This is a genomic window from Streptomyces sp. NPDC094143 (genome assembly GCF_040303825.1).
In the GTDB taxonomy this organism is placed as follows: Bacteria; Actinomycetota; Actinomycetes; order Streptomycetales; family Streptomycetaceae; genus Streptomyces.
The window spans coordinates 1-22,743 of the sequence record NZ_JBEOTZ010000051.1 but is presented as its reverse complement, the minus strand read 5'-3'; the positions used below and the strand labels follow the sequence as shown (position 1 = coordinate 22,743).

Annotated in this window: 20 protein-coding genes and 3 pseudogenes; 8 read left to right on the top strand and 15 right to left on the bottom strand. The window is 69.9% G+C overall.

What is annotated here, in order from left to right:
* Positions 1-194 precede the first annotated feature (194 nt).
* Positions 195-887, bottom strand: a complete 693-nt coding sequence (locus ABTZ58_RS36155; RefSeq protein WP_351366497.1) for a hypothetical protein — start codon at positions 885-887, stop codon at positions 195-197.
* A gap of 1,325 nt (positions 888-2,212) precedes the next feature.
* On the opposite strand from ABTZ58_RS36155, the gene ABTZ58_RS36150 reads away from it, so the two are divergent.
* Positions 2,213-2,437, top strand: a complete 225-nt coding sequence (locus ABTZ58_RS36150; protein WP_351366494.1) for a DUF5133 domain-containing protein — start codon at positions 2,213-2,215, stop codon at positions 2,435-2,437.
* Between the two features lie 88 nt (positions 2,438-2,525).
* Here the strand turns inward: ABTZ58_RS36150 and ABTZ58_RS36145 are convergent, their stop codons facing one another.
* A complete protein-coding gene (locus tag ABTZ58_RS36145) occupies positions 2,526-3,881 on the bottom strand; it encodes an acyltransferase family protein (protein ID WP_351366491.1) in 1,356 nt (451 codons plus the stop codon).
* Positions 3,882-4,639: 758 nt separating this feature from the next.
* On the opposite strand from ABTZ58_RS36145, the gene ABTZ58_RS36140 reads away from it, so the two are divergent.
* On the top strand, positions 4,640-5,497 hold the full coding sequence (locus ABTZ58_RS36140; protein ID WP_351366489.1) for a class I SAM-dependent methyltransferase: 858 nt from the start codon (positions 4,640-4,642) through the stop codon (positions 5,495-5,497).
* 253 nt (positions 5,498-5,750) lie between these two features.
* Here the strand turns inward: ABTZ58_RS36140 and ABTZ58_RS36135 are convergent, their stop codons facing one another.
* From ABTZ58_RS36135 to ABTZ58_RS36105, 8 genes and pseudogenes are all read right to left on the bottom strand, one after another.
* The gene (locus ABTZ58_RS36135; RefSeq protein WP_502996187.1) at positions 5,751-6,614 is read right to left on the bottom strand and encodes a phosphatase PAP2 family protein; all 864 of its coding nucleotides are present in this window, start codon (positions 6,612-6,614) and stop codon (positions 5,751-5,753) included.
* 427 nt (positions 6,615-7,041) lie between these two features.
* Positions 7,042-7,913: pseudogene (locus ABTZ58_RS36130) on the bottom strand (IS5 family transposase); the annotation flags it as partial.
* Positions 7,914-7,957: 44 nt separating this feature from the next.
* Complete coding sequence (locus tag ABTZ58_RS36125) at positions 7,958-8,599, bottom strand: BlaI/MecI/CopY family transcriptional regulator (protein WP_351366486.1); 642 nt, start codon at positions 8,597-8,599, stop codon at positions 7,958-7,960.
* A gap of 461 nt (positions 8,600-9,060) precedes the next feature.
* A complete protein-coding gene (locus ABTZ58_RS36120; RefSeq protein WP_351366530.1) occupies positions 9,061-9,222 on the bottom strand; it encodes a hypothetical protein in 162 nt (53 codons plus the stop codon).
* A gap of 113 nt (positions 9,223-9,335) precedes the next feature.
* Positions 9,336-9,581: pseudogene (locus tag ABTZ58_RS40355) on the bottom strand (recombinase family protein); the annotation flags it as partial.
* Positions 9,491-9,952: a zinc finger domain-containing protein gene (locus ABTZ58_RS40350; RefSeq protein WP_502996186.1), complete on the bottom strand. Its 462-nt coding sequence runs from the start codon at positions 9,950-9,952 to the stop codon at positions 9,491-9,493. The pseudogene ABTZ58_RS40355 and the gene ABTZ58_RS40350, both read right to left, overlap by 91 nt.
* Before the next feature lie 24 nt (positions 9,953-9,976).
* Positions 9,977-11,212: a sensor histidine kinase gene (locus ABTZ58_RS36110; protein WP_351366483.1), complete on the bottom strand. Its 1,236-nt coding sequence runs from the start codon at positions 11,210-11,212 to the stop codon at positions 9,977-9,979.
* Positions 11,209-11,865 carry a response regulator transcription factor gene (locus tag ABTZ58_RS36105; RefSeq protein WP_351366480.1) on the bottom strand — a complete coding sequence of 219 codons (657 nt, stop codon included), beginning with the start codon at positions 11,863-11,865 and terminating at the stop codon, positions 11,209-11,211. The genes ABTZ58_RS36110 and ABTZ58_RS36105 overlap by 4 nt, the downstream gene beginning before the upstream one ends.
* Before the next feature lie 387 nt (positions 11,866-12,252).
* Between ABTZ58_RS36105 and ABTZ58_RS36100 the strand changes: the two genes are divergently transcribed.
* The 5 genes from ABTZ58_RS36100 to ABTZ58_RS36080 all read left to right on the top strand — a co-directional run bounded on the left by ABTZ58_RS36100 (position 12,253) and on the right by ABTZ58_RS36080 (position 16,679).
* The gene (locus tag ABTZ58_RS36100) at positions 12,253-12,612 is read left to right on the top strand and encodes a hypothetical protein (protein ID WP_351366477.1); all 360 of its coding nucleotides are present in this window, start codon (positions 12,253-12,255) and stop codon (positions 12,610-12,612) included.
* Between the two features lie 5 nt (positions 12,613-12,617).
* Positions 12,618-13,805 (top strand): peptidoglycan-binding protein, encoded by a 1,188-nt coding sequence (locus ABTZ58_RS36095; protein ID WP_351366474.1) that lies wholly within the window; start codon positions 12,618-12,620, stop codon positions 13,803-13,805.
* Positions 13,802-14,530, top strand: a complete 729-nt coding sequence (locus tag ABTZ58_RS36090; RefSeq protein WP_351366471.1) for an ABC transporter ATP-binding protein — start codon at positions 13,802-13,804, stop codon at positions 14,528-14,530. Before ABTZ58_RS36095 ends, ABTZ58_RS36090 begins: the two co-directional genes overlap by 4 nt.
* Entirely contained in the window at positions 14,527-15,732 is a 1,206-nt protein-coding gene (locus ABTZ58_RS36085) for an ABC transporter permease (RefSeq protein ID WP_351366468.1), read from the top strand. Before ABTZ58_RS36090 ends, ABTZ58_RS36085 begins: the two co-directional genes overlap by 4 nt.
* Positions 15,733-16,466: 734 nt before the next feature.
* Positions 16,467-16,679: a hypothetical protein gene (locus tag ABTZ58_RS36080; RefSeq protein WP_351366465.1), complete on the top strand. Its 213-nt coding sequence runs from the start codon at positions 16,467-16,469 to the stop codon at positions 16,677-16,679.
* A gap of 364 nt (positions 16,680-17,043) precedes the next feature.
* Here ABTZ58_RS36080 and ABTZ58_RS36075 read toward each other — a convergent pair whose 3' ends face one another.
* A complete protein-coding gene (locus ABTZ58_RS36075) occupies positions 17,044-17,292 on the bottom strand; it encodes a hypothetical protein (protein ID WP_351366463.1) in 249 nt (82 codons plus the stop codon).
* A gap of 343 nt (positions 17,293-17,635) precedes the next feature.
* Here ABTZ58_RS36075 and ABTZ58_RS36070 point away from each other — a divergent pair, with 343 nt between their 5' ends.
* Positions 17,636-17,842 (top strand): hypothetical protein, encoded by a 207-nt coding sequence (locus ABTZ58_RS36070; RefSeq protein WP_351366460.1) that lies wholly within the window; start codon positions 17,636-17,638, stop codon positions 17,840-17,842.
* Between the two features lie 414 nt (positions 17,843-18,256).
* Here ABTZ58_RS36070 and ABTZ58_RS36060 read toward each other — a convergent pair.
* From ABTZ58_RS36060 to ABTZ58_RS36045, 4 genes and pseudogenes are all read right to left on the bottom strand, one after another.
* A pseudogene (locus ABTZ58_RS36060) lies at positions 18,257-19,089 on the bottom strand (IS5 family transposase).
* Positions 19,090-19,668: 579 nt separating this feature from the next.
* Positions 19,669-20,112, bottom strand: a complete 444-nt coding sequence (locus tag ABTZ58_RS36055) for a hypothetical protein (RefSeq protein ID WP_351366457.1) — start codon at positions 20,110-20,112, stop codon at positions 19,669-19,671.
* 146 nt (positions 20,113-20,258) lie between these two features.
* On the bottom strand, positions 20,259-21,170 hold the full coding sequence (locus tag ABTZ58_RS36050; RefSeq protein ID WP_351366454.1) for a DUF4394 domain-containing protein: 912 nt from the start codon (positions 21,168-21,170) through the stop codon (positions 20,259-20,261).
* Between the two features lie 946 nt (positions 21,171-22,116).
* Positions 22,117-22,743: sortase domain-containing protein (locus ABTZ58_RS36045; protein WP_351366451.1), on the bottom strand; the 627-nt coding region annotated here is incomplete at its 5' end.

Sequence of the window (22,743 nt, the reverse complement as noted above, 5' to 3'; positions counted from 1 at the left end):
GGTGTCGTAGCCGTCCCAGGGCTCACTGCCACGTAGCTGCTCTATGGCGTCCAGGACTCCGGGCCGCTTGGCGTGGGTGCGTTCGTATCCCTCGATGACTGTTAGGTCTGACTGGGAGAGCGTGCGCAGCTGTTGCCTGATTTCGTCGGCGCTGAGCTGGCTGAAGCGGGGGATGGGCAATTCCTCCTCCCGGGTCACCGCCCCCTGGACCTCCTCTGCCATCCGGGTCGGCTCGGGCATCTCGCGCACCGCGCCCTCGGCCGCACTCCTGGCCCGTCGCCCACCGGTCTGGGCGGCATCTGGCATCCGGTCCGCGCGGTCCGCACGGTGCGGGCGGCCGCGTCGGCCAGGCCGCCGCCATTGTCCTGGACGGAGCCGTTGGCTGCGGCCGCCACGGCCCGAGCGTTCTGGGTGACGCTGTTCTCCAGCCTTTCGAGCAGTTCCTCGTCCTGGCGCCGCAGTGCGGCGAGCAGGTCGGCGGTGGCCTGGGCGCGGACCGCTTCGGCGATGCTCTGGCCGGCCCGGCAGGCCGCCAGCGCCCGGGCTGTGATCGCGTACTCGTCTTCGGCGTTTTCCAGCAGCCGCCGCTTGTCGTTCGGCCGTCGGCCGCGCAGCATGTTCGTCACGAGCGTGGATCCGGTGGTCAGCGGCAGCATGGCGGTTCGCACGACGCTGCGCGAGATGAACCGCGCGATATCGGCGCTGCCCCCGACAAGCCCGCCGCGGGGCCGCAGCTCGCGCACGTGGGGCTCGATGCGCTGAAGGCTTTCCTGGACGTCGTCCACCTGGCGATCGAGCATCTGCCGGTAGGGGCCGGGCGGCGTGACCATGGCATTGGCCCGCAATCGGTCGACGACCGCCTCATGCGCCTCGCGGGCATCCTCCACGCCGGTACGAGCGCGTAAGCATCACTGTCATGGGGGTGCTCCTGGGAGTCAGGCGGCCGGTCCGGCCCGCCGCACATCTGGAAACGGCTCTCCGCCGGCCATTCCCGCGGCCGGGCAACCAGGGACCATCCTGTGGGGCCCGAGCAAGATTGCGCGGAGGCTGGGCCCGTTCGCGTCCCTACCTCTATGACCGGCTGGACGCCCCCGGACGCCTGTTGCCCTGTTGGGCCCAAGTCAACGGCGGGGAAGAAGGTGTTGCCCCTTTCGAAGCGGCCCTGACCTAGCACGCGGACCGGGGTGGGTGCGGCGCCGGTGTATGTGGGCAGCGTGTGGGCTGAACGGGTTATGACGGCGGTTGTGCTGTGTCGAAATCCCCTCATCACGCGTTGTTCCGGACGTGAATCCTCGCGTTGACGATGCTGTGCCCTATGCGGCACCGCTCGGACTTACTGGCTCCCGGCCCGAGCGGGATGATCTGGGCGTCGGCGTCAGGTGTGACGGCGGGCGGAGCCGGGCCGTGATGGTCGTCTACTCAGCGGTGCTTGTTGCCGCTGCCGTGGTGCTTGCCGTTGCGGACCGGCTCGCTTGAGAGATTCAGAGACGCCTGGTCAGGACAGGCCAGATGGTCTCCGGGCAGCCGGGTACGAGGCGGGTGTGTGCCTGCGTGACCAGCTGGCCGAGGTGATCGCTTCCCTTCGCTTGCAGACAGCGGTGATGCTGTCACTGGCCCCCCGTCGTGTGAGCGGAGCCGGTGCCGCCGGGCCGGAGGGCGAGTCATCACCTGGCTCGCAGCCTGGCGGATGAGATCACGCCTTGGCGCGCACCGGCTTGGTGGGAGCGGGGCGGCGGGGTGATCGGCAGGCGGGTCAGACTCACCCGGGGAGGTCCGGCAATCGTATGAGCGCCCCTTTCCCTGGGATCGCTTCCCCGAAGTCCTGAGAGGCTCCCCGGGCCCGCGCGCCCCACACCGCTCGGCTGCCCCGGATCCTATCGAGTAATGACATCCCTGCGGGGGGCGTCGGTCACCGGCCGGTACAACCGCACCGGGAGGGCGGGCCGAGCTGCAGCACGCCGGGAATGCAGGCGTTGGACCGCCGACACGCTGCATGACGTGTCAGCAATCCAACGGGGCAGCCCGGGCAACGTCACGGCCGCGACATTCCACCCCACAGGGCATCGGCGCTCCGGGAATTCCGCCGGCCACCGGGGCCGGCAGCCGGGGTGCCCCGCCAAGCCACGGCCTCCAGATGCGGCAGACGCCCACGGCTGCAACCGTATGGGTGAAGGGGCTGGTCCGCCCGAGCTACACCGGAAGGAAGCCAGCCATGATCACGGCGCACCCTTCGCTCCTGCGGGAGCTGGTCGAACGATGCGAAAGACTCAGACGCCGCCTGGCCGCCGACAACAGCACCGAGACCGCCCGCCAGCTTGAGGACGCCACCTACACACTGTGTGTGATCACCGGCACCCGCCAGCTGGACACAGCATTGTTTGTCGCCCGTCGACAACTGGCCGAGGCCAGGAAACAAGAGCAGCCCCTCCGCCACTGACATACCGCACTGGCTGCGCCCCAAAGATGCGCGGCATGGTCCGGACAGCGGCGCCACAATCCCGTGGCAGGCGCCACAGCCCGCCCCGTCAGTCGGCCTGTCGATCGGTTGCCGCGCGGGCCGCGCGGAGCAGGGCGGCGCCGACTAGGAAAACGGCCAGGGCTGTGGTCGGCAGTCCGAGCGGGCCGTGGTCGGCCGGACCGGCGAGGGCCACATCGAGCAGACCGAGCACGCAGGCGGCGTAGCCGACGGTGGTCGCGGTGGCCCGCAGCCGGGGCCGGCCGAGCGCTCTCGGCGTCCACCGACTGCAGAAGGTCTCGGCACCGCGCCGTAGACGACGCCTCTCCACCCGGCCGAAGACCGCCACCAGCAAGCCGAGCACGGTGAAAAGCACGACCATCCACGGCAGCTTCCACAGCAGCCACGCTCCTGTGTCCCCCGGGGGTTGGGCCAGCGGGAACGGATCCCAGGCGTACACGGCCACGGCGACGAGCACGAAGGCGCTCATGTGCCACAGCAGCACGGTCAGGATCACCGAGTTCACGGCGAGCACGGCCATCCACGGCCCGAGCCGTTGCAGCCACCGCCTCGCCGCGTCCCGCAGCAGCAGCACCAGCCCGAGCTGAGCCGTGGCCACCGCGAGCAGCGCAAGTGTTGGCGGCGAGAGGTTGCGGAACGACGTGCCGGGAACGTCGACCATGCTGACCGGGTACGGGCCGGCCGCCGTGAGCAGCACCGCCCACGCGGCACCGCCCACCAGCAACGGCACCGCCACCTTGGGCCGGACCGGTAGCGTCCCGTCCTGCCAGGCGAAGCCGATCTGGTGCACCGCCAGCCAGGCGAACAGGTAGTTGCCCAACTGCAGCGTCGACGCGTCGAACGCCAGCCGTGTCACGTCCCCCGCGGCGAGCAGTCCCACCAGGACCAGCGGCACGACCAGGCCCGCCCGCCGGTGCAGGCGGTGCATGGGCGGCGTCAGGAAGACCACCACGAGGTAGACGAGCAGGAACCACAGCGGGATCGAGGCCAGCCACACCGCCCGGCCCACCTGAGCCGGATCGGCACCCGCCAGCCGGGCCATCAGTGCGGCGACGGCGAGCGTCACCAGTAGCACGGTCGTCGGCCGTACCAGCCGGGCGCTGCGGTCGAGCAGCCAGTCACCGACGTCGCCGCCCCCGCGAGTGTGCCATGTCAGCGAGGCGGCGTTGGCGAACCCACCCACCATGAAGAACACCGGCATCACCTGGAGCAGCCAGGTGATCGGGCGGCCCCAGGGCAGCACTTCCAGGGCGCTGAAGCCGTCCAGTCCGCGTGCACCGCCGGTGACCACGATGACCATCCAGTGGCCGAGCACCACGATGAGGATGGCGAGCGCCCGCAGCAGGTCGACATAGCGTTCACGCCGTGCCGGTGTGCGTTCCGCGAGCTCCCGCAGGCCAGGCATGGGGCCATCCTACGAACGGAGCCCGGCGAAGATCGGCAACCACCCACCAGGCGACCCGTCACCCACGCCCCGGTAACGGATCGCCGTCGCGCGGGCCGTCTCGACGTGAGGGGGTCGTGGATGCCGTCGCGGCTGCGCGAGGCGTATCCGCCGGATATGGAAGTGTGCAGGTGGCCTACTGAATGGCGAGAGCGACCAGGCCGCCGGGCCGGCGGGCGATGTTGCCAGGCCAGGCTCCTGCGGAACCGCTCACTGCACGGTACTGCTTCCACTTGCTGACGCACCGCTCGACGGCACTGCGGCGGCGGTACTGAGCTTTGTCGAAGGCTGGAGGACGTCCTTCATCGGTCGCTCTGTCTGCGGGCGGATGTGCGGGTCTGGCCGGCCTCGCCCGAGGGGTGACTTGTGCTGCTTTCCAGGTGATACCTGTCAAATGGGTTCAATCCGGCTGCCCTGGCGTGCGCATGTTCGAGGAGTGGGTCGGCGGCCAAGGGCAACGCCGCGCAGGTGCGTGGCCGGCCCGCTACCACGAGGTGATCCGAGAGGCAGGCATCGGCCTTCGGGCGGCCGTCGCGTGCATGGTGGCGTGTGTCGCGTGCGGCGGCCCGTTACTTTGGCGTGGGGCCCACCCAGGAGGCTACGGGCCGGTGCGCTGGTAAGCCCGGTCGCTCACCGGCTTGTTGTTTTGGCCCTTGTCTTCATCCCTTGTCACAGGACGCTCCCCGCATCCGGGGGGCCCTCGTACGGAGGTCGCCGCCATGGCCCAGGATGCGAAATCCCCGAAGAAGCTGCAGCGTAACCGCTCTACCCTCACCCACAGGGTCGGTTACGCCCTAACTCATCCCGGTCGCGTCGCTCCGTATTTCCGGCGCGCCGCGCGGGACGCCTGGCTGCGCTGGAAGCATCCCGACCACGTCGGCTACTACCGGGCGGTGATGGCCTCGGATACCCGCCGCAACCCGGAGGCGGCGGTCGGCAGCCGGACCCACGAGCGGTGGCTGGCAGTCGGGCAGATGCAGTTCGACTACCTTCTCGAGCACGGGCTACGCCCCGGGCACCGGATGCTCGACATCGGATGCGGCAACCTGCGCGGCGGCTGGCGCTTCATCGACTACCTCGGTACCGGCGACTACTACGGCATCGACATCTCGCCGGACATCCTGATCGCTGCCAAGAAGACCCTCGTCGAGCGAGGGCTCCAGGCCAAGCTGCCGCACCTGACTCTCACCGGCGACCTCACCTTTGACTTCCTGCCCGGTGACCACTTCGACGTCGTGCACGCGCACAGCGTCTTCTCCCACTCGCCGCTTCAGGTGATCGAGGAGTGCCTCGCACACGTCGGCCGCGTCCTGACCGACAAGGGGTTCTTCGACTTCACCTTCGACCGCACCGAAGGTACCGAACACCAGGTGCTGTCCGAGGACTTCTACTATCGCACCGAGACCCTGCTCGGCCTCGTCCGCAAGCACGGCCTGTACGCGCGTTTCATGGACGACTGGGAGCAGCGGCCCCACGGCCAGTCGAAGATCCGGGTGAGCCGCTCCCCGCTGCCAGGCCCCGACCAGTTCGACGAACTGACTGGGCACCAGCCGTCGGTGGGGACCCTGCCGACGTAACGTCGTCGTGGTCGGGCCGGGACCGGGAAGACGCCCGTCGACCAGTCTGCGTCGCACCAATGACCAGGTCCCCTGGGCGCATGGCGTGGCGGTCAGCCGCCTGGGCGGACGCCGATGTCGTCCCGCGCGGCATACCGTCGGCGCGCGGTGGCCTGCGGCTGCCCACCGGGGTGACCGCCGCGCGCCCCGAGCGGAAAGGCGTACGCCTCACGCCGAGTGGGCCGGCGCCCGGGAAGAGCGGGCCGCCGAACAATCATTTCGCGCGCCCGAAAGCCTCCTCCTCGGCCGGGGGACGTCCCAGCACCACAGGCGCACCGGCCGGGGCGGGCGAGGGCGCGCCGGGGCCGTCCTGGGCACGCCACCAGGCTCGCAGTTGGCCGCCCCGGTCGAGGATCCACACCTCGGCGCGGTCGATCAGCGGCTCGAACCACGGCAGCGCCAGCAGGATCAGCAGCCCCGCGGCCCAGCCGAGCAGGACGTCGCTGAGCCAGTGCGTACCGAGGTAGACGGTGGTGAGGCCGACGCCGAGTGCCATGCCCGCCGACAGGGCGGACAACCACCGCCGCGCTGTCGGGGTGGAGGCGAGATGCGCGAGGATGCCCCAGGTCACCACGCCGTTGGCGGTGTGACCGCTGGGGAAGATTTCGCCGCCCAGGCCCATCTCATTGGAGCCGATCACGGTCGCGTAGTGCGGGCCCAGACGGCCCATGCCGATCTTTGCTGCGCCTACGGTGATGTTCAGCAGCAGCAGGGAGACACCGAGCGCCAGCAGCGGGCGCAGGACGTGCTGCCGCCATGAACGCCAGGCCAGCCACGCGGCGACCAACACCGCGGTGGGTCCGCGCTGGCCGAGTACGACGTAATGGTCGGCGAAGGCGTGGATCTGCGGCCAGTGCCGGTACGGCCGGAAGAACATCAGCTGCCAGTCCAGCCGGACCAGCCAGGACGTGGTCAGCACGGCCCAGACGATCGCCAGGTAAAGGACTAACGTCGCGGTGAGCAGGAGGAAGCGGTGCGGGCTCATCTTCGGCACAAAGAGGTCCGCCGGCCGCTCCGGCTCGCGGTCCAGCCTGGCGAACAGCCGGTCCACACGCGTGAGTGGTCGTTCGGTGCGCACCAAATCGACGTTACAACCTGTAATCGAATAGTGACGCTGCGAGCATCAGCGCTTACCGCAGCCCGGCGAACCGCGACCTCAACGGTGGCCTGCCGCCCCGGCCGGAGCGATAGTGTCGGCTTGTGAGTCCTGTCCCTGGACGCGTCAGGAGCATCGTTGCGTGCAACGACCGTCACGGATTGTTTTCCGCTCCCAACCGCGTCGGTTCAGCGGCAGTGTCTACCGCGATTCCTGATCGGCCGAAGCGTTCCAGAACGCGACGCAGGACACCGCCCCATTGGCAAGACATCCGCGAGCATCACGGCTGGACCTGGATCGATGCCGGAGTCATCACCCTCGGCCTATGGGGAGTCGATGCTCATGCGGCGTCGGCCCTCGGGCTCTCAAGGCGGCCGCGGTCGACTAGGGCCCGTTGTGAAAGTGCTGGTCGCAGCCACTCGTTGATGGCTGCGACCAGCACTGTCGCTTCGTAGCGGACGGCGAGTTTGTCGTACCGGGTGGCAACGGCCCGGTGGCGCTTGATCGGTTGATCCCGCACTCGACCGCATGTCGTTGCTTGTAGTCGTCCTTGTCGAACTTCGGTGGCCGCCCGCCACCCGATCCACGCTTGAGCCGGTTGCGGACTCGGTCCGCCGGAACCGGAATTGTGGCCTTGATCCCGCGTCTGCGCAGGTAGGAGCGATTGCCGCGGGAGTCGTACGCCTTGTCGGCACGCACCCGGTCCGGGCGCTTGCGCGGCCTGCCGAGCCTCAGCCTCGGAACCCGGATGGCTTCCAGGACCGCTTCAACTGCGGGGAGTCGCCCCGCTGCCTGGCCGTGATCACGACGGACTCGGGCTTCTGCCCCTGCTCGACTGCAAGGTGGATTTTGCTGGTCAGTCCACCGCGGGAGCGTCCAAGGCCGTGGTCGGCCGGCTCGACGAAGATCCCGCCGGGTGATTCCTTCTGGAGGTCCCCTTTTTCGCCGCTCCCGCGGCGTGCTGATGAGCCCGGCAGACAGGGGAGTCGACGTTGACCTCCCAGGTGATCAGGCCCTTCGCGTCCGCCTCGGCCTGGAGCTGGGTGAGGATCCTTGCCCAGGTGCCGTCCCGCTGCCAGCGCCGAAACAGGTCATAGACCCGGTCCCACGGCCCGTAACGTTCAGGCACGTCCCGCCAGGGGGCACCGGTCCGGGTCCGCCACCGTATGCCGTCTATCAGCTGTCGCCGCGTCCACACCTGCGGCCGCCCCGGCTTGATGCCCGTCGGCAGCAGGGCTCAAGCCGGGCCCACTGGCCGTTCGTCAGATCCCCACCTCCCACAGCACGTGATCATCAACGAACAAGATCCGCTTTCGCAACAGACCCTAGGCCTGCGCCGGCACCTTCTCGGTGTTCTCGGCCTCCTCGGCACCGGCCGTCTCGGCGGCCGGCGACGCCTTCACGGCTGCGCCGTCCGCGGTGGGCGCGGACTCGACCACGGTGTACAGCACAGTGTTCTTCTGCTTGCTCCGCTCGACACGGCTCTTGGCGACCAGCCGCTCCAGGGTGTTGCGCACGGTGTTGATGTCACGGGCCCGATCGGGGTACTCCCGCTCCAGGTCGTCGGCGACCTCGCTCGCGGTGCGCGGCTGCCCGGCGTACTTGCCCAGGACGGTCAACAGCAGCTCGCTCAGAGTCGGCTCACCGGTATTGGCCGCGGTCTCCTTCGCCACCGGCGCCTTCTTGGTTGCGGACTTCTTGACCACGGTCTTCTTGGCAGCCGTGGTCTTCTTCACGGGTGCCTCGGCCTGCTTGTCCCGCCGCTGCTGCGGGACGGCCGCGGATGCTTCAACGGCCGACTCGGTCGCTTCAGTCGCTTCGTCCGGCTCGACGGGCACAGCCGCACTGTCGTGCGGCTGTGCTGATGCCTCCTGGGGCGCCTGGGCGGCGGCGTCGGCGTCGGCCTCGTTCTCGTCCGGGGCAGACACCGTCTCCAACGCCTTCACCAGCCAGGATTCGTCCGTCACGAGCTGCTCAAGGCGCGCCCGCAGACGGGCCTGTTCCTCCGGGTTGGCCTCGAGGTGGTTGGCAAACTGCCCCGCATAGTGGCTCTGGACCCGACGATCATGTGAGCCCGAGTGACCTCACATACCCCAGTCGTAGGGTCGCAACTGCTCCGGTTGGAGGCCAGCCGGAGTACGCCAGAAATGGGCAACAGGGGTGTGGTCCGGGGAACTGGGCTGCTCGCCTGCCCGAAGCCTGGGGGGCGTGCCGCCGTGCCGTGGCCGTCGGCGATGTGGACACCCTGGCCGCAGAGCGGGCAGATGGAGGTGGCGCGTGAGGCCCTGCAGAACGCGATGGACAACGCCGGTCTATTGCTGAACATGCGCCAAGTCCGTGGGTCTGTAGGGCCTGTGGGCCGTACGCTGAGCAGAGCCGTCCTGGTGGCTTCCCCCGTGCCACCGGGACGGCTTTCGTATGCCCGGGCTCAGGCGGTGCCGTCGGCCTGGTCGGCGTCGGCGAGGATGCAGTAGACGGTGGCGATCGAGGGGCGCTGGCCCTTGTTCTTGCCCGAGGTGATGACGAGTTTGCGGGCGATCCCGGGGACGGGGACGCCGTTGGCCCGCAGGCTGCGGGCGTAGGCGGCCACGTCGTCGTCGATGACCTTGGGGCGCCCGCCGTGCTGGCCGCGCTCGCGGGCGGACGCAGTGACTTCTCACGGATGTACTCGCGCTCGGACTCCGCCATGCCGGCGAAGAACGCGCACAGGGCGGCGCCGTGGCCGGACGGGACGTAGAGCCCTTGGAGGGGGCCGGTGAGGAGTTCGAGCTGGATGTCGTGGTGGCGCAGGTCCTCCGCGATAGCAAGGAGCTCGGCTGCGCCGCGGCCCAGACGCTTCATCTCGTACACCGTGAAGATCACCCGCTGGTGCGTGACGGCCTTCTTGATGGTGCCGGCGAAGTCCATCGCCCTGACGAACTCGGGCCGGACCTTGACGCGGGTGCTGATCTTCTCGGAGTAGACCGGATCGCACCCGGCCTCGGCAGCGCGTCGAGCTGGCTCTGGAACTCCTGCTGGGCGGTACTGCAACGGGCGTAACCCACTCTCGTGGGCTTCGTGGTGGCCTCGGGCACCGCGGCATCGATCGCCGGGCCCATCTCCCACGCGCGGCCGGGGCCGCGGTCGGCCGGGGTCTTCACCTCCAGCTCGGCGCGGAGCTGGGGGACGAGCATGAAGCGCGGGGTGTGGTACTTCGGGGCGACCTTGCCGCCGCGGGTGCGGCAGATGCTTCCGGCGGGCACCTCGCAGGTGGGGCAGTCGAACTGTTCGACTGTTTTGCGAGAGGTTGTGAGAACGGAGATCCGGGGCAAACCGGACATGGTTCGGCGGAAGTCTCTGGTCTCTCAGAACTGCTCATTTCTGAGACCGGGCTTCGGGGAGCCAGGAGAAGCCACAGGGCCGGATGCGGCCGGGAGGGCAACGTGGACGGTGAGTCCGCCGTGGGGGCGGGGGTGGGCGTGGAGGTGTCCGCGGTGGGTGTCGGTGATGGCCTGGACGATGGTCAGGCCCAGGCCGGACCCCCGGCGTCCGGTGGTGGGGGCGCGGGGGCCGCGCTGGAAAGGTTGGAAGATGGCGGGAAGTTCGGCGGGGTCGATGACGGGACCGGTGTTGGTGACCTCGAAGACCGCGTGGTTATCCGCGGTACGGGTCGTGATGTGGACGGTGCCGTGCTTGTGGTTGTGGCGGATTGCGTTGGTGAGGAGGTTGAGGGCGAGCTGGGCGAGGAGGACGGGGTCGCCGGTGGTTGGGGCGGGGCGCAGTTCGCTGTGGACGGTGACCTGACGGTTCGCGGCTTCCTCGTGGACATCGTTGAGGGCTTCGCGGGTGAGGTCGGCGAGGTCGGCGGGTGTGGGGGTGATCATGCCGCTCTCGCCGCGGGCGAGAGTCAGCAGGGCGTCGAGGAGATGTTCGCAGCGGGTGGTGGCGGCGAGTGAGCGCCGGAGGGCGGGTTCGAGGTCGGTCGGCACGCGGCCTTGGGCGAGGGGGATCTCCAGGGCGGCGCGCTGGAGGGTGAGGGGGGTGCGTAGTTCGTGGGAGGCGTGGGCGGTGAAGCGGCGCTGGTCGGCGAAGGAGCGTTCCAGGCGGTCGAGCATGGCGTCGAAGGTGTCGCCGAGGTGTTTGACCTCGTCGTCGGGGGCGTTGAGGGCGAGGCGGTCGTGGAGGTTGCCGTCGTTGATGCGGCGGGCGGCGGCGGTGACGTGACTGATGCGGCGGAGCGAGCGGCGGGCGGTCCACCAGCACAGCAGTGCGGCCAGGGCCGTACAGAGGGTGAGGAGGAGCACGGAGCGGGTGCCGAGGCTGTCTAGGACGTCGGCGCGGAACCGTGCGAACTGCTCGTGGGTCATGGCCGGGGTCGAGGGCGTGATGCGGGCGTCGGGTGGCGGCGGGGGGTCGGGGAAGGATGTGGAGGGGGCGACCTGCTCGGCGTTGACTTCGATGAGCTGACGCACGCTGAGCCAGTTGAGGACGAGCATGGCGCAGCCGACGGCGGCGAAGACGGCGGTGTTGCTCCAGGTGACGCGGGCGCGCAGGGAGTGCCGGCCGGGGCGTGCTCCGGGTGCGGTGTGCGGAAGGTTCACAGGCGGTATCCGAAGCCGGGGTCGGTGGTGATGAGGGGCGGCTCGCCGAGTTTGCGGCGCAGTTGGTGGACGGTCACCTTGACCGCGCCGCTGGCGGGGTTGAGGTGGGGGTCCCAGAGGCGTTCGAGGAGCTCTCCGGCGGAGACGGGGGCGCCGTCGGCGGCCAGCAGGATCTCCAGGACACCGAGTTCCCTGGGGGTGAGCCGCAGGGGCCGTCCATCGCGTTCGGCCTGGCGGCGGACCGTGTCGACGCTGACGCCGTGGCGGGTCAGGACGGTCGGGAGCGCGGCGCTGGTGGCGCGGCGGGAGAGGGCCCGAAGCCGGGCGACGAGTTCGATGTACGAGTACGGCTTGGCAAGGTAGTCGTCGGCTCCCAGGCCGAGGCCGTCGACGAGGTCGGCGAGGGTGCCGGCGGCGGTGAGCATGAGGATGCCGGCCCCGTAGCCGGTCGTGTTCAGGGTGCGGCACACGATGTCCCCGTGCACCACGGGCAGGTCACGGTCCAGGACGATGACGTCGTAGTCGTGCTCCGCGCACAGCTCCAAGGCGCGGGCTCCGTCGTGGGCGATGTCACAGCGCATGCCCTCCCCGCGCAGTCCTTCGGCCAGAACATCGGCCAGCTCTTCTTCATCCTCGACGATCAGTACCCGCACCCGCCCGCTCCGCTCTCACCTGTCGCCGCACCGGTCACGGGGGGATCGGTGCTTCCCTCTCCAAGGGTGGCCCGGTCCGGGTTAGCCCGGGGTTAGCCGGAGGGTGACCGGTGGCTAACCGCGACCCGCGTAGCAATGGTTCCCGACACGACACCGCGCGGCTCCGGCCGCGCCTTGAGGACGGGAGGGCGCGTCATGCGCCGGATTCTTCGGAGACGTACGAGCAGGGCTTTCGCCGTGGCGGTAGGGGCCGGTCTTGTCCTAGTGGTGACGGGCTGCTCCGGTGGCAAAGAGGCGCCGCGGGTCGCCGGTGACCAGGGAGGCTCCGGCGGAACCGAAACCGGGCAGCATGATCCTCGTGCGATCCGCCAGGCGTTCGTGAACTGCATGCACGAGCAGGGGCAGAGCGGGGTCAGCCTAGACGACAAGGGCAACATCGTCATGAAGTCCAACGGGGCGGGCGACGACACGGCGGGCTACGACCAGGCGGCCAAGATCTGCAACGCCAAGGTTCCCGGCATACAGCAGGAGCGCGACACCAGGAACGCCAAGATGGTCAAGGCCGCCCGCAAGTTCGTCGCCTGCGCCCGGAAGAACGGTCTGCCGGACATCCCCGACCCGGACCCCAAGGACGGCACCGTGAACTTCAAGAAGGAGCCGGACATGGACGCCTTCGCCAAGGTCAGCCAGTTGTGCACCAAGGACGGCCAGCAGCTTCCCGGCTACGCGATCGACCAGGCGGGCTGATCGCCATGGCCCACACCGATGCCCGGGCGGACGACACCCCCGTGCGCCCCGAACCCGCCCAGGACTCCGCCGGTACGGCGGGCAGGACCCCCTCGCCTAGGCGGCGCGGGCGCAGCAAGCAGCGCACGCTGATCACCCTCGCGGTGGTGACCGCCCTCGCCGCGGGAGGCACGGCCGTCGCCTGGCGTCCCTGGGACACCGGCCCCGCGCCGCAGCGCACGGCCGAGCACACCACCGCCGAGGTGCTGAAAACCTCGCTGTCCTCCGGACTGAAACTCACCGGCAAGCTCACTTACGCCGACCCCACCGGCGTCACCGGACAGGGGCAGGGCACGCTCACCTGGCTGCCCGCGGTGGGCGACACTGTCAAGGCGGGCGGCAGGCTGTACGAAGTCGACGGGCAACCGGTCGTGCTGTTCACTGGGGACCGGCCCATGTGGCGCGAGCTGGCCCCGGACATCACCGACGGCCCCGACGTGAAGGAACTCAAGCGGAACCTGGTTGACCTCGGATACGCAGACGGGCTCGGCCTGTCGGTGGACGAGAAGTTCACCGCGGGCACCCTCACCGCGGTCAAGCGCTGGCAGAAGGCTATGGGGTTGCCCCAGACCGGGAAGATCCCGGTGGGCCGCCTCGTCTTCACTCCCCACCCCACGGTGCGGGTGCAACAGGTCACCGCCCAGCTCGGTGCCGCCACAGGGACGGGCACCGTCCTGAAGATCACCGGCACAGTCCTGGAGGTCACCCTCCAACCGGGCGACGACCAGCTCTCCCAGCTCAGCCCCGGTGCCCAGGCGACCGTCCAGTTCCCCGACGGCACCACCACCACGGGAAAGATCACCCGGTTCACCCCCGCGGGATCCGGCGGCGACGCCGGTTCGGGCGGTTCGGGCGGCGGTGACACCGGCCAGGACAAGGCGACGGTCACCATTACCCTCGGCGACCAGAAGGCCGCCCGTACCACCGGGCCCTCCACCGTCACCGTCACCATCACCGGCAAGGGCGTCGACGACGCCCTCGTCGTGCCCGTCACCGCGCTTACGGCGCTCGACGGCGGCGGCTACGCCGTCACCCTCCAGCACAAGGACGGCACCACCGAACTCGTCACGGTCGAGATCGGCCTGGTCGCCAACGCCAAGGCACAGGTCACCGGCCGGATCAAGGCCGGCGACAAGGTGGTGGTCCCCCAATGAGCGACAGCACGCCGCCCGTTCTCCACCTGAACCAGGTGGTCAAGGAGTACCCGGGCAACCCGCCGCTGCGGATCCTGCACGGCATCGACCTGACCATCGAACCGGGCGAACTCGTCGCCGTCGTCGGCCCGTCAGGCTCCGGCAAGTCCACCCTCCTCGCCCTCATCGGCTCCCTGGACCGCCCCACCTCCGGCACCCTGACCTTCGAGGGCCACGACCTGGCCGGGCTGTCCGAACCCGAGATCGCCGCCCTGCGCGCCCACCGCGTCGGCTTCGTCTTCCAGCAGTTCTTCCTCCTGCCAGGACTGACCTGCGTCGAGAACGTCGCCACCGGGCTCCTCTACACCGGCGCCGGCCCCTCCCACCGCCGCACCCTCGCCGCCGAAGCCCTCCACAAGGTCGGCCTCGGCCACCGCCTCACCCACCACCCCCACCAGCTCTCCGGCGGCGAACAGCAGCGCGTCGCCATCGCCCGCGCACTCGTCGGCCGCCCCGCGCTCCTCCTGGCCGACGAACCCACCGGCGCCCTGGACTCCGCCTCCGGCACCGCCGTCGTCGACCTGCTGCGCGGACTCCACCGCGACGGCACCACTGTCGTCGTCATCACCCACGACCGCGACCTGGCCGCCTCCTTCCCCCGCCGCATCGGCATCCAGGACGGCCGGATCGCCTTCGACGAAACCACCCGTCCCGCGCGCCACCTCACGCGGGAGGCCACCCCATGACCCCGCGCACCGGCACCGGACTCCGCCCGGCCCGTCTGACCCCCGCCGACCTGCTCTGCCTGGGCCTCATCGGCCCCCGCACCCGGCGCCTGCGCTCAGTCCTGTGCGCCCTCGGGATCTCCCTCGGCATCGCCGCCGTCATCGCGGTGACCGGCATCTCCGCCTCCAACCAGGCCCATCTCATGGAACGGCTCGACCGCCTCGGCTCCAACCTGATCACCGTCAGCCCCGGCAAGGACGCGAGCCAGAAGGAAGTCCCCCTGCCGGAGACCGCCGAGACGATGCTCGGCAACATCGCGCCCGTCCAGAAGGTCACCGCCACCGGGAAGACCACCGCCCACGTCTACCGCAACGACCTCGTGCCAACGGAGCAGACCAACAGCATCTCCGTCCTGGCCACCCGGAGAAACCTCCTGGACACCCTCCACGGCCAGCTGAGTGCGGGCCGGTGGCTCGACGCCGCCTCCGAAAGCCTGCCCGTCACCGTCCTCGGCGACCAGGCCGCCCAGCGCCTGGGCATCAGCCGCCCCGGCGAACGTGTCTGGCTCGGCGGCCAGTGGTACGCCGTCCTCGGCATCCTCACTCCCAACGAGCTCGCCCCCGAACTCGACACCGCCGCCCTGGTCGGCTGGCCCCAGGCCACCACACACCTCGGCGCCGACAACCACCCCGGCGCCATCTACCTCCGCGCGTTCACCGAACGCGTCGACTCCGTCCAGCGCGTCGCCGGCGCCACCGCCAACCCTGCCAACCCCTCCGCCGTCGCCGTCTCCCGCCCCTCCGACCTCCTCAAAGCCCGCGCCGAAACCCAGGACAGCCTCAACGGCCTCGTCCTGGCCCTCGCCGCAGTCGCCCTCCTCGTCGGCGGCGTCGGCATCGCCAACACCATGGTCGTCGGCGTCATGGAACGCCGCGGCGAGATCGGCCTACGCCGCGCCCTGGGCGCCCGCAGCGGCCAGATCACCGCACAGTTCCTCATCGAAGCCGTCCTCCTTGGGTTCCTCGGCGGTATCACCGGACTCGCCCTCGGCGCCGCCACCGTCCTCACCTACGCCACCCTCAACGACTGGCCAGCCCGCATCCCCCTCTATACCCTCGCGGCCGGCCCCCTCACCGCCGTCTTCGTCGCCACCCTCGCCGGCCTCTACCCCGCCCTGCGCGCCACCCGCATGCCCCCCACCACGGCCCTTCGAGCCACATGACCCCGATCACCCGCATCACAACAAAGGAGATGCTGCCCGCCGCCACCTCACCCCGAGCAGAGGCGGTCAGCAGGTACGCAAAGGCGGGCAGCACCCGTGGCCACCCGCAGATGCCCGGCCTGCTGCCGCCCGTGCGCTCCAGGCGCCCGGGCGGGCGGGGAGCGTTACGGCCCCGCCCGCGCCTGGCCCGTTCACCTCACCCACTCGTACACGTCGTCCTCCCCGTCGGCGTCGCGGTCGTAGACGTCGAGCAGGTCGTTCACCTCGTCCTCGGTGAGATCACGCTGGTCGCCCAGGGCCTTCATGGTGCCGGGTCATGCCCGGACGGTTCATGCCACGAGTCGCAGGTGTCCGACTGCCTGCCCGTCCGGGGGATCCATGTCCAGATGCCAGGTGCCGAAGCGGCGGACACCGCATTGCGCTGCGGGGCAGCACGCTCGCCACCGGCAAGAGTCCTCCCGGCAGCCGGGCCACCGCCCCGGACGGTGGAGAGCCCGGCGCGGGAAGGGCCCCGGCCCCGGAGGGCAGGCGGCGTGGACGTCCAGGCGGCGAGGGTGAAGTCTTCGACAGCGTTTGACCGCGACGGCCCTGCACATGGGCGGCCCGTGCGGGCCACCTCTGAGCTTGCTCAAGTGGGCGGCAACACGGTGACCCGCAGGGGACGCTGACTTCATGGACCAGGACATGAGTCTGCGGTTGGCCGCAGGCCTCATACCGAGGCGAGGAGGGCACCAGTGGAGATGTGGGTGGTGATCGGCGGTTTCGCGGCGGTCTTCGTGCTGTACGCGGCGATCCAGTGGGCCATCGACGTGCGGCGCGAGCGTGACCACGGCAGCAACAGCCACTGGATGACTCCCGTCGACCCCGCCGACCACGGCGGCGGCGCATCCGGCCAGACAGCCTTCATGGACGCAGGCGGTGGTGGGTGCGCAGGAAGCAGGTCGTGAGACGGCAGACCGGCCGGACCCAGGACGTGCTCGTCGCCGCACTCGCCCCGGCGGGCGGCTGCCCCGAAGCCGCTCAAGGCCCAGAGGACGACAACCGCGCCGTTCTGCGGCCACGTGCCCTGCCGACCGGACGCGCCGAGCACGGGCATGGCAGCGTGTCCCTGGGGCCGGTCCGTCACCTCCGCCGTGGTGGCGGGCCGGGCCTTCTCGTACAGGTGCACGGCCAGCTGTCCTGCCGCCGCCCGGTACACGCGGACACAGCCGCAGTGCCAGGCAGGCCCAACGGCAGGCTCCGGCACCCGGTGGCCCTCGCCCGTACCAGCCGGTAGGCAGCCGGTGCGCCCGCCTGGTCACTGAGAAAGGCTCAGCCTGCGGCCTTCCTGCTGATCCTGTGCGGCCCGGGGTCTGGCGGCGAGGCCGGGAGGCAGGAGTGGCGGAAGCCGCCAGCGGCGTCGCGGGCCTGGTCGGGGCTGAAGGGCTCGAACCAGTCCGCGGCGGCCAGGTTGGCAAGGCCGAGGGCCTGGTTGATCTGGTTGCCGCTGTCCTCGATCCCGTCCAGGGAGGCGTCGAAAGCATCAGGACGTCGTGGTCCTCGAACAGGACATCCGATCACCAGTCCCAGTCGAAGTCGCGGCGGTCCTCACCCAGACCTTCCACTGTTTTGGCCAGCAGGCGCGGCCGGTTCCGCGTCAGCGACTTGGCCCGGTCGATGCCCAGATGCAGGGCCATCTCCTCGCCGGTGCAGCCCGGGCGGACGGTGCCCGTCTCGGAGGCCGGCCGGAGCGGCTTGCGAGGTCGGCGGCCAGGTCGTCGAAACAGCGGGCCATCTGCCGCCGCCACTGCTGGTGCTGGTGAAAGGTGATCGGCGGCATTGCGCCGTCCAACCTGCTCGTACAGGTTAGGCGGGGTTTGATCTCGTCGAGGAGGATGCGGAGGGCGGGAGGCTGGGGCTTGCGGTGACGGCGGTGCCGGCTGTGGTGCTGGTGAGGTGGACGACCTCGAACGAATTCGCTCCCTTGGGGAAGGAGCGGCGCGAAGCTTCTGGCGACGGCGTGCAGGCGGTCGTGCGGGCTGCGGTGTCGGGCCTGCTGGTCCAGTTGGGACACGCCGTCACAGAACAGGCAGGTGGCGGTGACCTGCTGGTGTTGGCCACCGTCCAGTAGGGCCATCGCCTGACAAACTGCGCCGGCAGGTGCCAAAGTGACGCTCACCGTGATGGTGGGTGCGGGACCACGGCGATGGTCCTGCCCTTAAGCAGAATCAGTCCTGGTCGGCTTCGCGGGATGCCGCCTGGCCATGACTTCGGCGGGTGAGTTGCCTGGTCATCAGCGTGATCGCGGCGCAGGTGATCGACGACTCCGAAGGCTGGATCAGCTGATTGTAGTCCCGTACGTGCCGACAGGCGTGCATGATCCAGCCAGGAACGCTTGACCACCCAGCGTCGGGCAGGATGTCGAATCCGGGTCCACCGGTGACCAGCTTTACACCAGTGCGCCCGGCCCCACGGTCACAGGTGGGGCCGGGGCGCTGTGTCAGGGCCCGGACCGAGGCGACGGCTAGGAGTTGTCGTCAAAGTGTCAGGCCCACATCAGGATCGACGCGAGGGTGACGGCTGCCGTGAAGGACTGGGCGGTCTTGTCGTAGCGGGTGGCGATGCCGCGCCATTGCTTGAGGCGGTTGAAGCACCGCTCGACGACGTTGCGCCGCTTGTAGACCTGCTTGTCGAAGGCCGGCGGACGTCCGCCACGGCTGCCGCGTCGGAGCCGGTTGCGGACCTGGTCGGCCCGCTCGGGAATGGTGTGCGGGATGCTCCGTCGCCGCAGCCAGGTGCGGATCGCCTTCGAGCTGTAGCCCTTGTCGCCGATGACGTGATCGGGCCTGGTCCGCGGCCGACCCGGTCCGGTCCGGGGCACCCGGATGGCGTCCATCACCGTGGTGAACTGCGTGCAGTCGTTGGTGTTCCCGCCGGTCAGGACGAACGCGAGGGGGCGGCCGCCGGCGTCACAGGCGAGGTGGATCTTGGTGGTCAGTCCGCCTCGGGACCGGCCGAGGGCCGGGCTTTGGCGCCCCCTTTTCGGGCCCCGGCCGCGTGCTGGTGGGCACGGACGATCGTGGAGTCGATCGACACCAGCCACTCGATGTCGCCTGCCGCGTCGGCCTTCGCCTGGGCGGCCTGCAACATCCGGTCGAACGTGCCGTCCGCCGCCCAGCGGCGGAAACGAGTGTGGAGCGTCCCCCACGGGCCGTACCTTTCGGGCACGTCCCGCCAGGCGACCCCGGTGCGGAACTTCCACACGATCCCGTTCAGGACCATCCGATCGTCCAACCGGGGCCGCCCCAGCGCAGGCCGGGGCAGCAACGGACGTATCAGGTCCCACTCGGCATCGGACAACTCATGGCGACGTATCACCACGCCATGATCCACAACCCAAGATCACTTTGACGACAAGCTCTAGGACTGCGCCCGCGTGCGCGAAGGAAAATCACCCCCCGGAGCCCCTGCGAGCGCCCACCGAGCGGCCATGGTCGGGGCGACCACGGCCCGACCATCAGGCCGACCACGGCTTCCGCCCGAACCGCCCACAGCTCGACCACGGCTGCTCAGCGCGGTGCGCCGCGATCCCGGACTCCGCGACCCGCGCCGCGTCGCAGGACGGACGCGAACTGCGGCTCGCCCTGGACGGTCCTGGAGCTGGTCGTGCGCGCGACCGGCGACCAGTTCCCGACCCTGTCCGCGAGGTCACCGGACTGCTCACCTAGGCGCCGGAGCGGCCGCCTCGCTCTCGCGCCCTGTTCAGCGGCTGCGCGCAACTCCCCCCTGTCAGTGACACCAGCGACAATTCCCTACGACAGCGCGGTTGCTGCCTGGAGCGTCGGCCCTTGAGCCGGGCGGCCGTTGCGGCCCATGCTCGGGATTAGCGCGTCGATGACCAGCTCGCGGGTTACCAGCTCGAGATCGAGCCAGGTTGCCGTCCCCACGTGGGCCGGGTCAGGTCGCGGCGTTGCGCCGCAGGCGCTCGAAGGCGATGCCGGTGGCGATCGCGTAGACGCCCTTGTGGAACAGGTCCGTGGCCAGTTCCTGCTTCTCCCACTTCCAGGGCCAGGGGGCGATACCCACACCGCGGTAGAGCGCCACGTCGCCACCCCAGACCACGGCGTAGTGGATCGCGGTTGCCGCCACCGGGCCCAGCCCGGTCGACGCCAGCGTCCCGCGTACCGGACCCAGGGTGATGCCGTGCGTCCAGTGCACCGGGGTGTTGAGTTTCCGGGCGGCGGCTTTGTGGCCCTTCCTGCCGGTCAGCGCTGCTCCGACCTGGCTGGGGACCGTGCTGGACGCCCGGCCGGTGAAGAGCTGCTCGATGGTTTCGGAGATGGTGAGCGCCACGGTGCCGGCCGCGCCGGCGGCGAGCCCGAGGGTGAGTGCGAAGTTCATCCTGGCCTGCTTCCTTGGATATGCCGGTGAACCTCTCAGCCCTGCAGTACCTGTTCCGTGGGCTGGCGCTCCCCGAGCACCGCGCGGGGGGTGGATTGGGGCGCGGGAGTCCTCACCGGCACCTTGAGCCGGGCCGCGTTGGGGGGTTACTTGGCTACGGTGGCGGTCGCTCCGCCGCCGGTGTTCATGCCGCCGCGGGGGCCGGTGTAGTTCTGGTTGAGGGGGAGGGCGATGTCGAAGACCTGCCGGCCGGTGGGGAAGGTGCCGACGCGCTCGGCTGTGCCGTCGAGGATGTTGACGCGGTAGAAGCGGTAGGCGCCGCTCACCTTCAGGGCGGCGAAGCCCTGGTTCGTCCCGGCCTTGGGAGCGTAGTAGATGTCGAAGCCTGCGTTGGGTCCTGCGTTGACGCCGAGGCTGCCGGTGGGGGCGAGGGTGCCGGCGTTGGCCGGGGACTGCAACGAGACGCGGTCATTGACAGTGTCGATGTCGAACAGCGTTGTCGCGGTTGCGGGGTTGAGGTCGTTGTTGGTGTAGGCGGCGCCGGTCACGGCCAGTGCGGGGGTGGGTGTGGTGGCGGGCGGGACCGCCGGATTGGTCAGCCTGCCGTCGACGGTGGTGACCCGCGGGGCGGCGGGGTCGTCGATGTTGTGCCGCAGGTTCTGGCCCGTATCGCTGATGACCCGCAGCCGGTTGGCGGCCGGGTTGAAGTCGACGCCGAAGTACTTGCCCTCCAGTGCCACTGTCAGCTGGGAAACCTTGGTGGCCTTCGCGTAGCTGCTGATGGTGTAGATGCCGCCTCGGTCGCCGACGCCGTACAGCTTTCCGTTCTGGACGCGGTAGTCGATCCCTACCAGCTTGCTGTCCTTTTCCAGGCCGTGGATGTGGCCGAGTGAACGGGGCGAGGACGGCGTGTTCTCGGAGAAGCTGACGAGTTGCTGACCGACCGTGAGACCGACGACGTCCAGACCGCCTGGGTACCTCTCGTCCGCTGCTGCCACCGCCGCGGCGGGCAGGGCCAGCGCGAGTGCCAGGGCAGGAGCGAGTACTGCTGCACGCATGTGAATCTCCCAGCGACACAGGCCCGGACCGAATGCCGGGCGTCACCCTGTGACACAAACACACTCGCGAGATCGCAGCACGTCACAACGGTCATTCGGGCGAGTTCCGCACCACACCACACTGCGCCTGCCTGCTCACGAGATGTCGCTCAGGCGGTGGAGGTCGGCGATGGGCTGGTAGGCGGCGGGAAGCCGGTCCCGTCGCAGGATCCAGCGGGTCAGCTGCCAGCGCCTGTGTGAGGGCGGCCACCGTCTGGGGCTTGTCGGCGGTGGGCTATCGGTGCCGCCGCTGCGTTGCCAACGGCGGCACCAGAGGGCTTATCGGTGGAGGCGACAGGTGAGACGGTGAGACCGCCGTCCAGGCTGATCCGCAGCGCAGGTCTGCGCCAGCGGAACACAGCCGAATGATCCAAAGGGAACCGGTTGGCGGGGCCGCGGTCCGCGGCCTGACTCAACGGCCGGCCCTTCGCAGTGCAAGGTCCCGGGGAATCAGCCCTGACAGCCCGGGCCCCGGCTCGGGAGGTGCCCGCTCAAGAAGGCTACGGCTGTTGCGGTCATGGTCGGGGGTATGGCTGTCGGTGGCGGGGTGTCGGCGTACAAGCGAACGGCGCGCAGGGAGCGGCCGGCCGGCTTCCCGCGATGGGCAACCGGACTGATCAATCCGGCGTCGGTCCCGACCACCGCTTTCAGGAGCCGCCCAATACCTCGGGCGGCCACCCAAATCAGGGTCCAGGATCAGGGGCAACCTGACTGGCTACGGGGGCGCGTAGCTAGCTGACCTCACTAACCCGCCTTCATGGCAACCACCCGACGCACACAGATTTCAAGACCAGGACCTGCGTCATTCGAATTCTGAGCTGGGAAAACAGTTCACCTGGGATAGAAGGCAGGAACTCAGCCGTCTCTCACAGCTCAGGGGCTGGGTAGCAACCTCTGAGGGAGCGGCCTAGCTCCTCTTCGCGGGGTGGGCAGTGATGACCAGATTGGCCCGGTATTCCTTCGCTGCTGCATCCCAGTCGGCGCAGGTGATGAGTGTCAGCTGCGGATGGGCGCTCGGGCCGTAGACCCTCTGGGAGGGCACGGAGCTCTTGGCGTAGACGTGCATGGCGGTGACGGTGAAGTGTGCGTCGCGGCCGTCCTGACGCTCGACGGTGATGCGGTCGCCCTGTCGCAGGGCGCCCAGGCTGTAGAAGGCGGCGGGGCCGCTGGTGGAGTCCAGGTGGGCGGCCAGGACGGCGTTGCCTCTTTCACCGGGTGTGGCGGAGCCGGTGTACCAGCCGGCCCGGTCGGGATCGGGTGGCAGGGCCACTGAGCCGTCCTTCGCGGTGCCGACCGCTTCCACGGGCGCAACCAAACCGATGCGCTTGGCCGTGATCCGGACCGGCTCAGAGGCGGGCAGCACTGGAATCTCACGGTCGGGGCCGGTCGGGGCCGTGGGTGGCTGGGCCTGGGCGCGGGCTGACGGCGGCGGGGCAGGTGGCGGTTGCTGGTGGGGCAGGAGCGCGGCGATGAGCAGGCCGAGCCCGGCGGTGGCACATGCGGTGGCCGTCGCGGTGCCTGCACCGCGACGGCC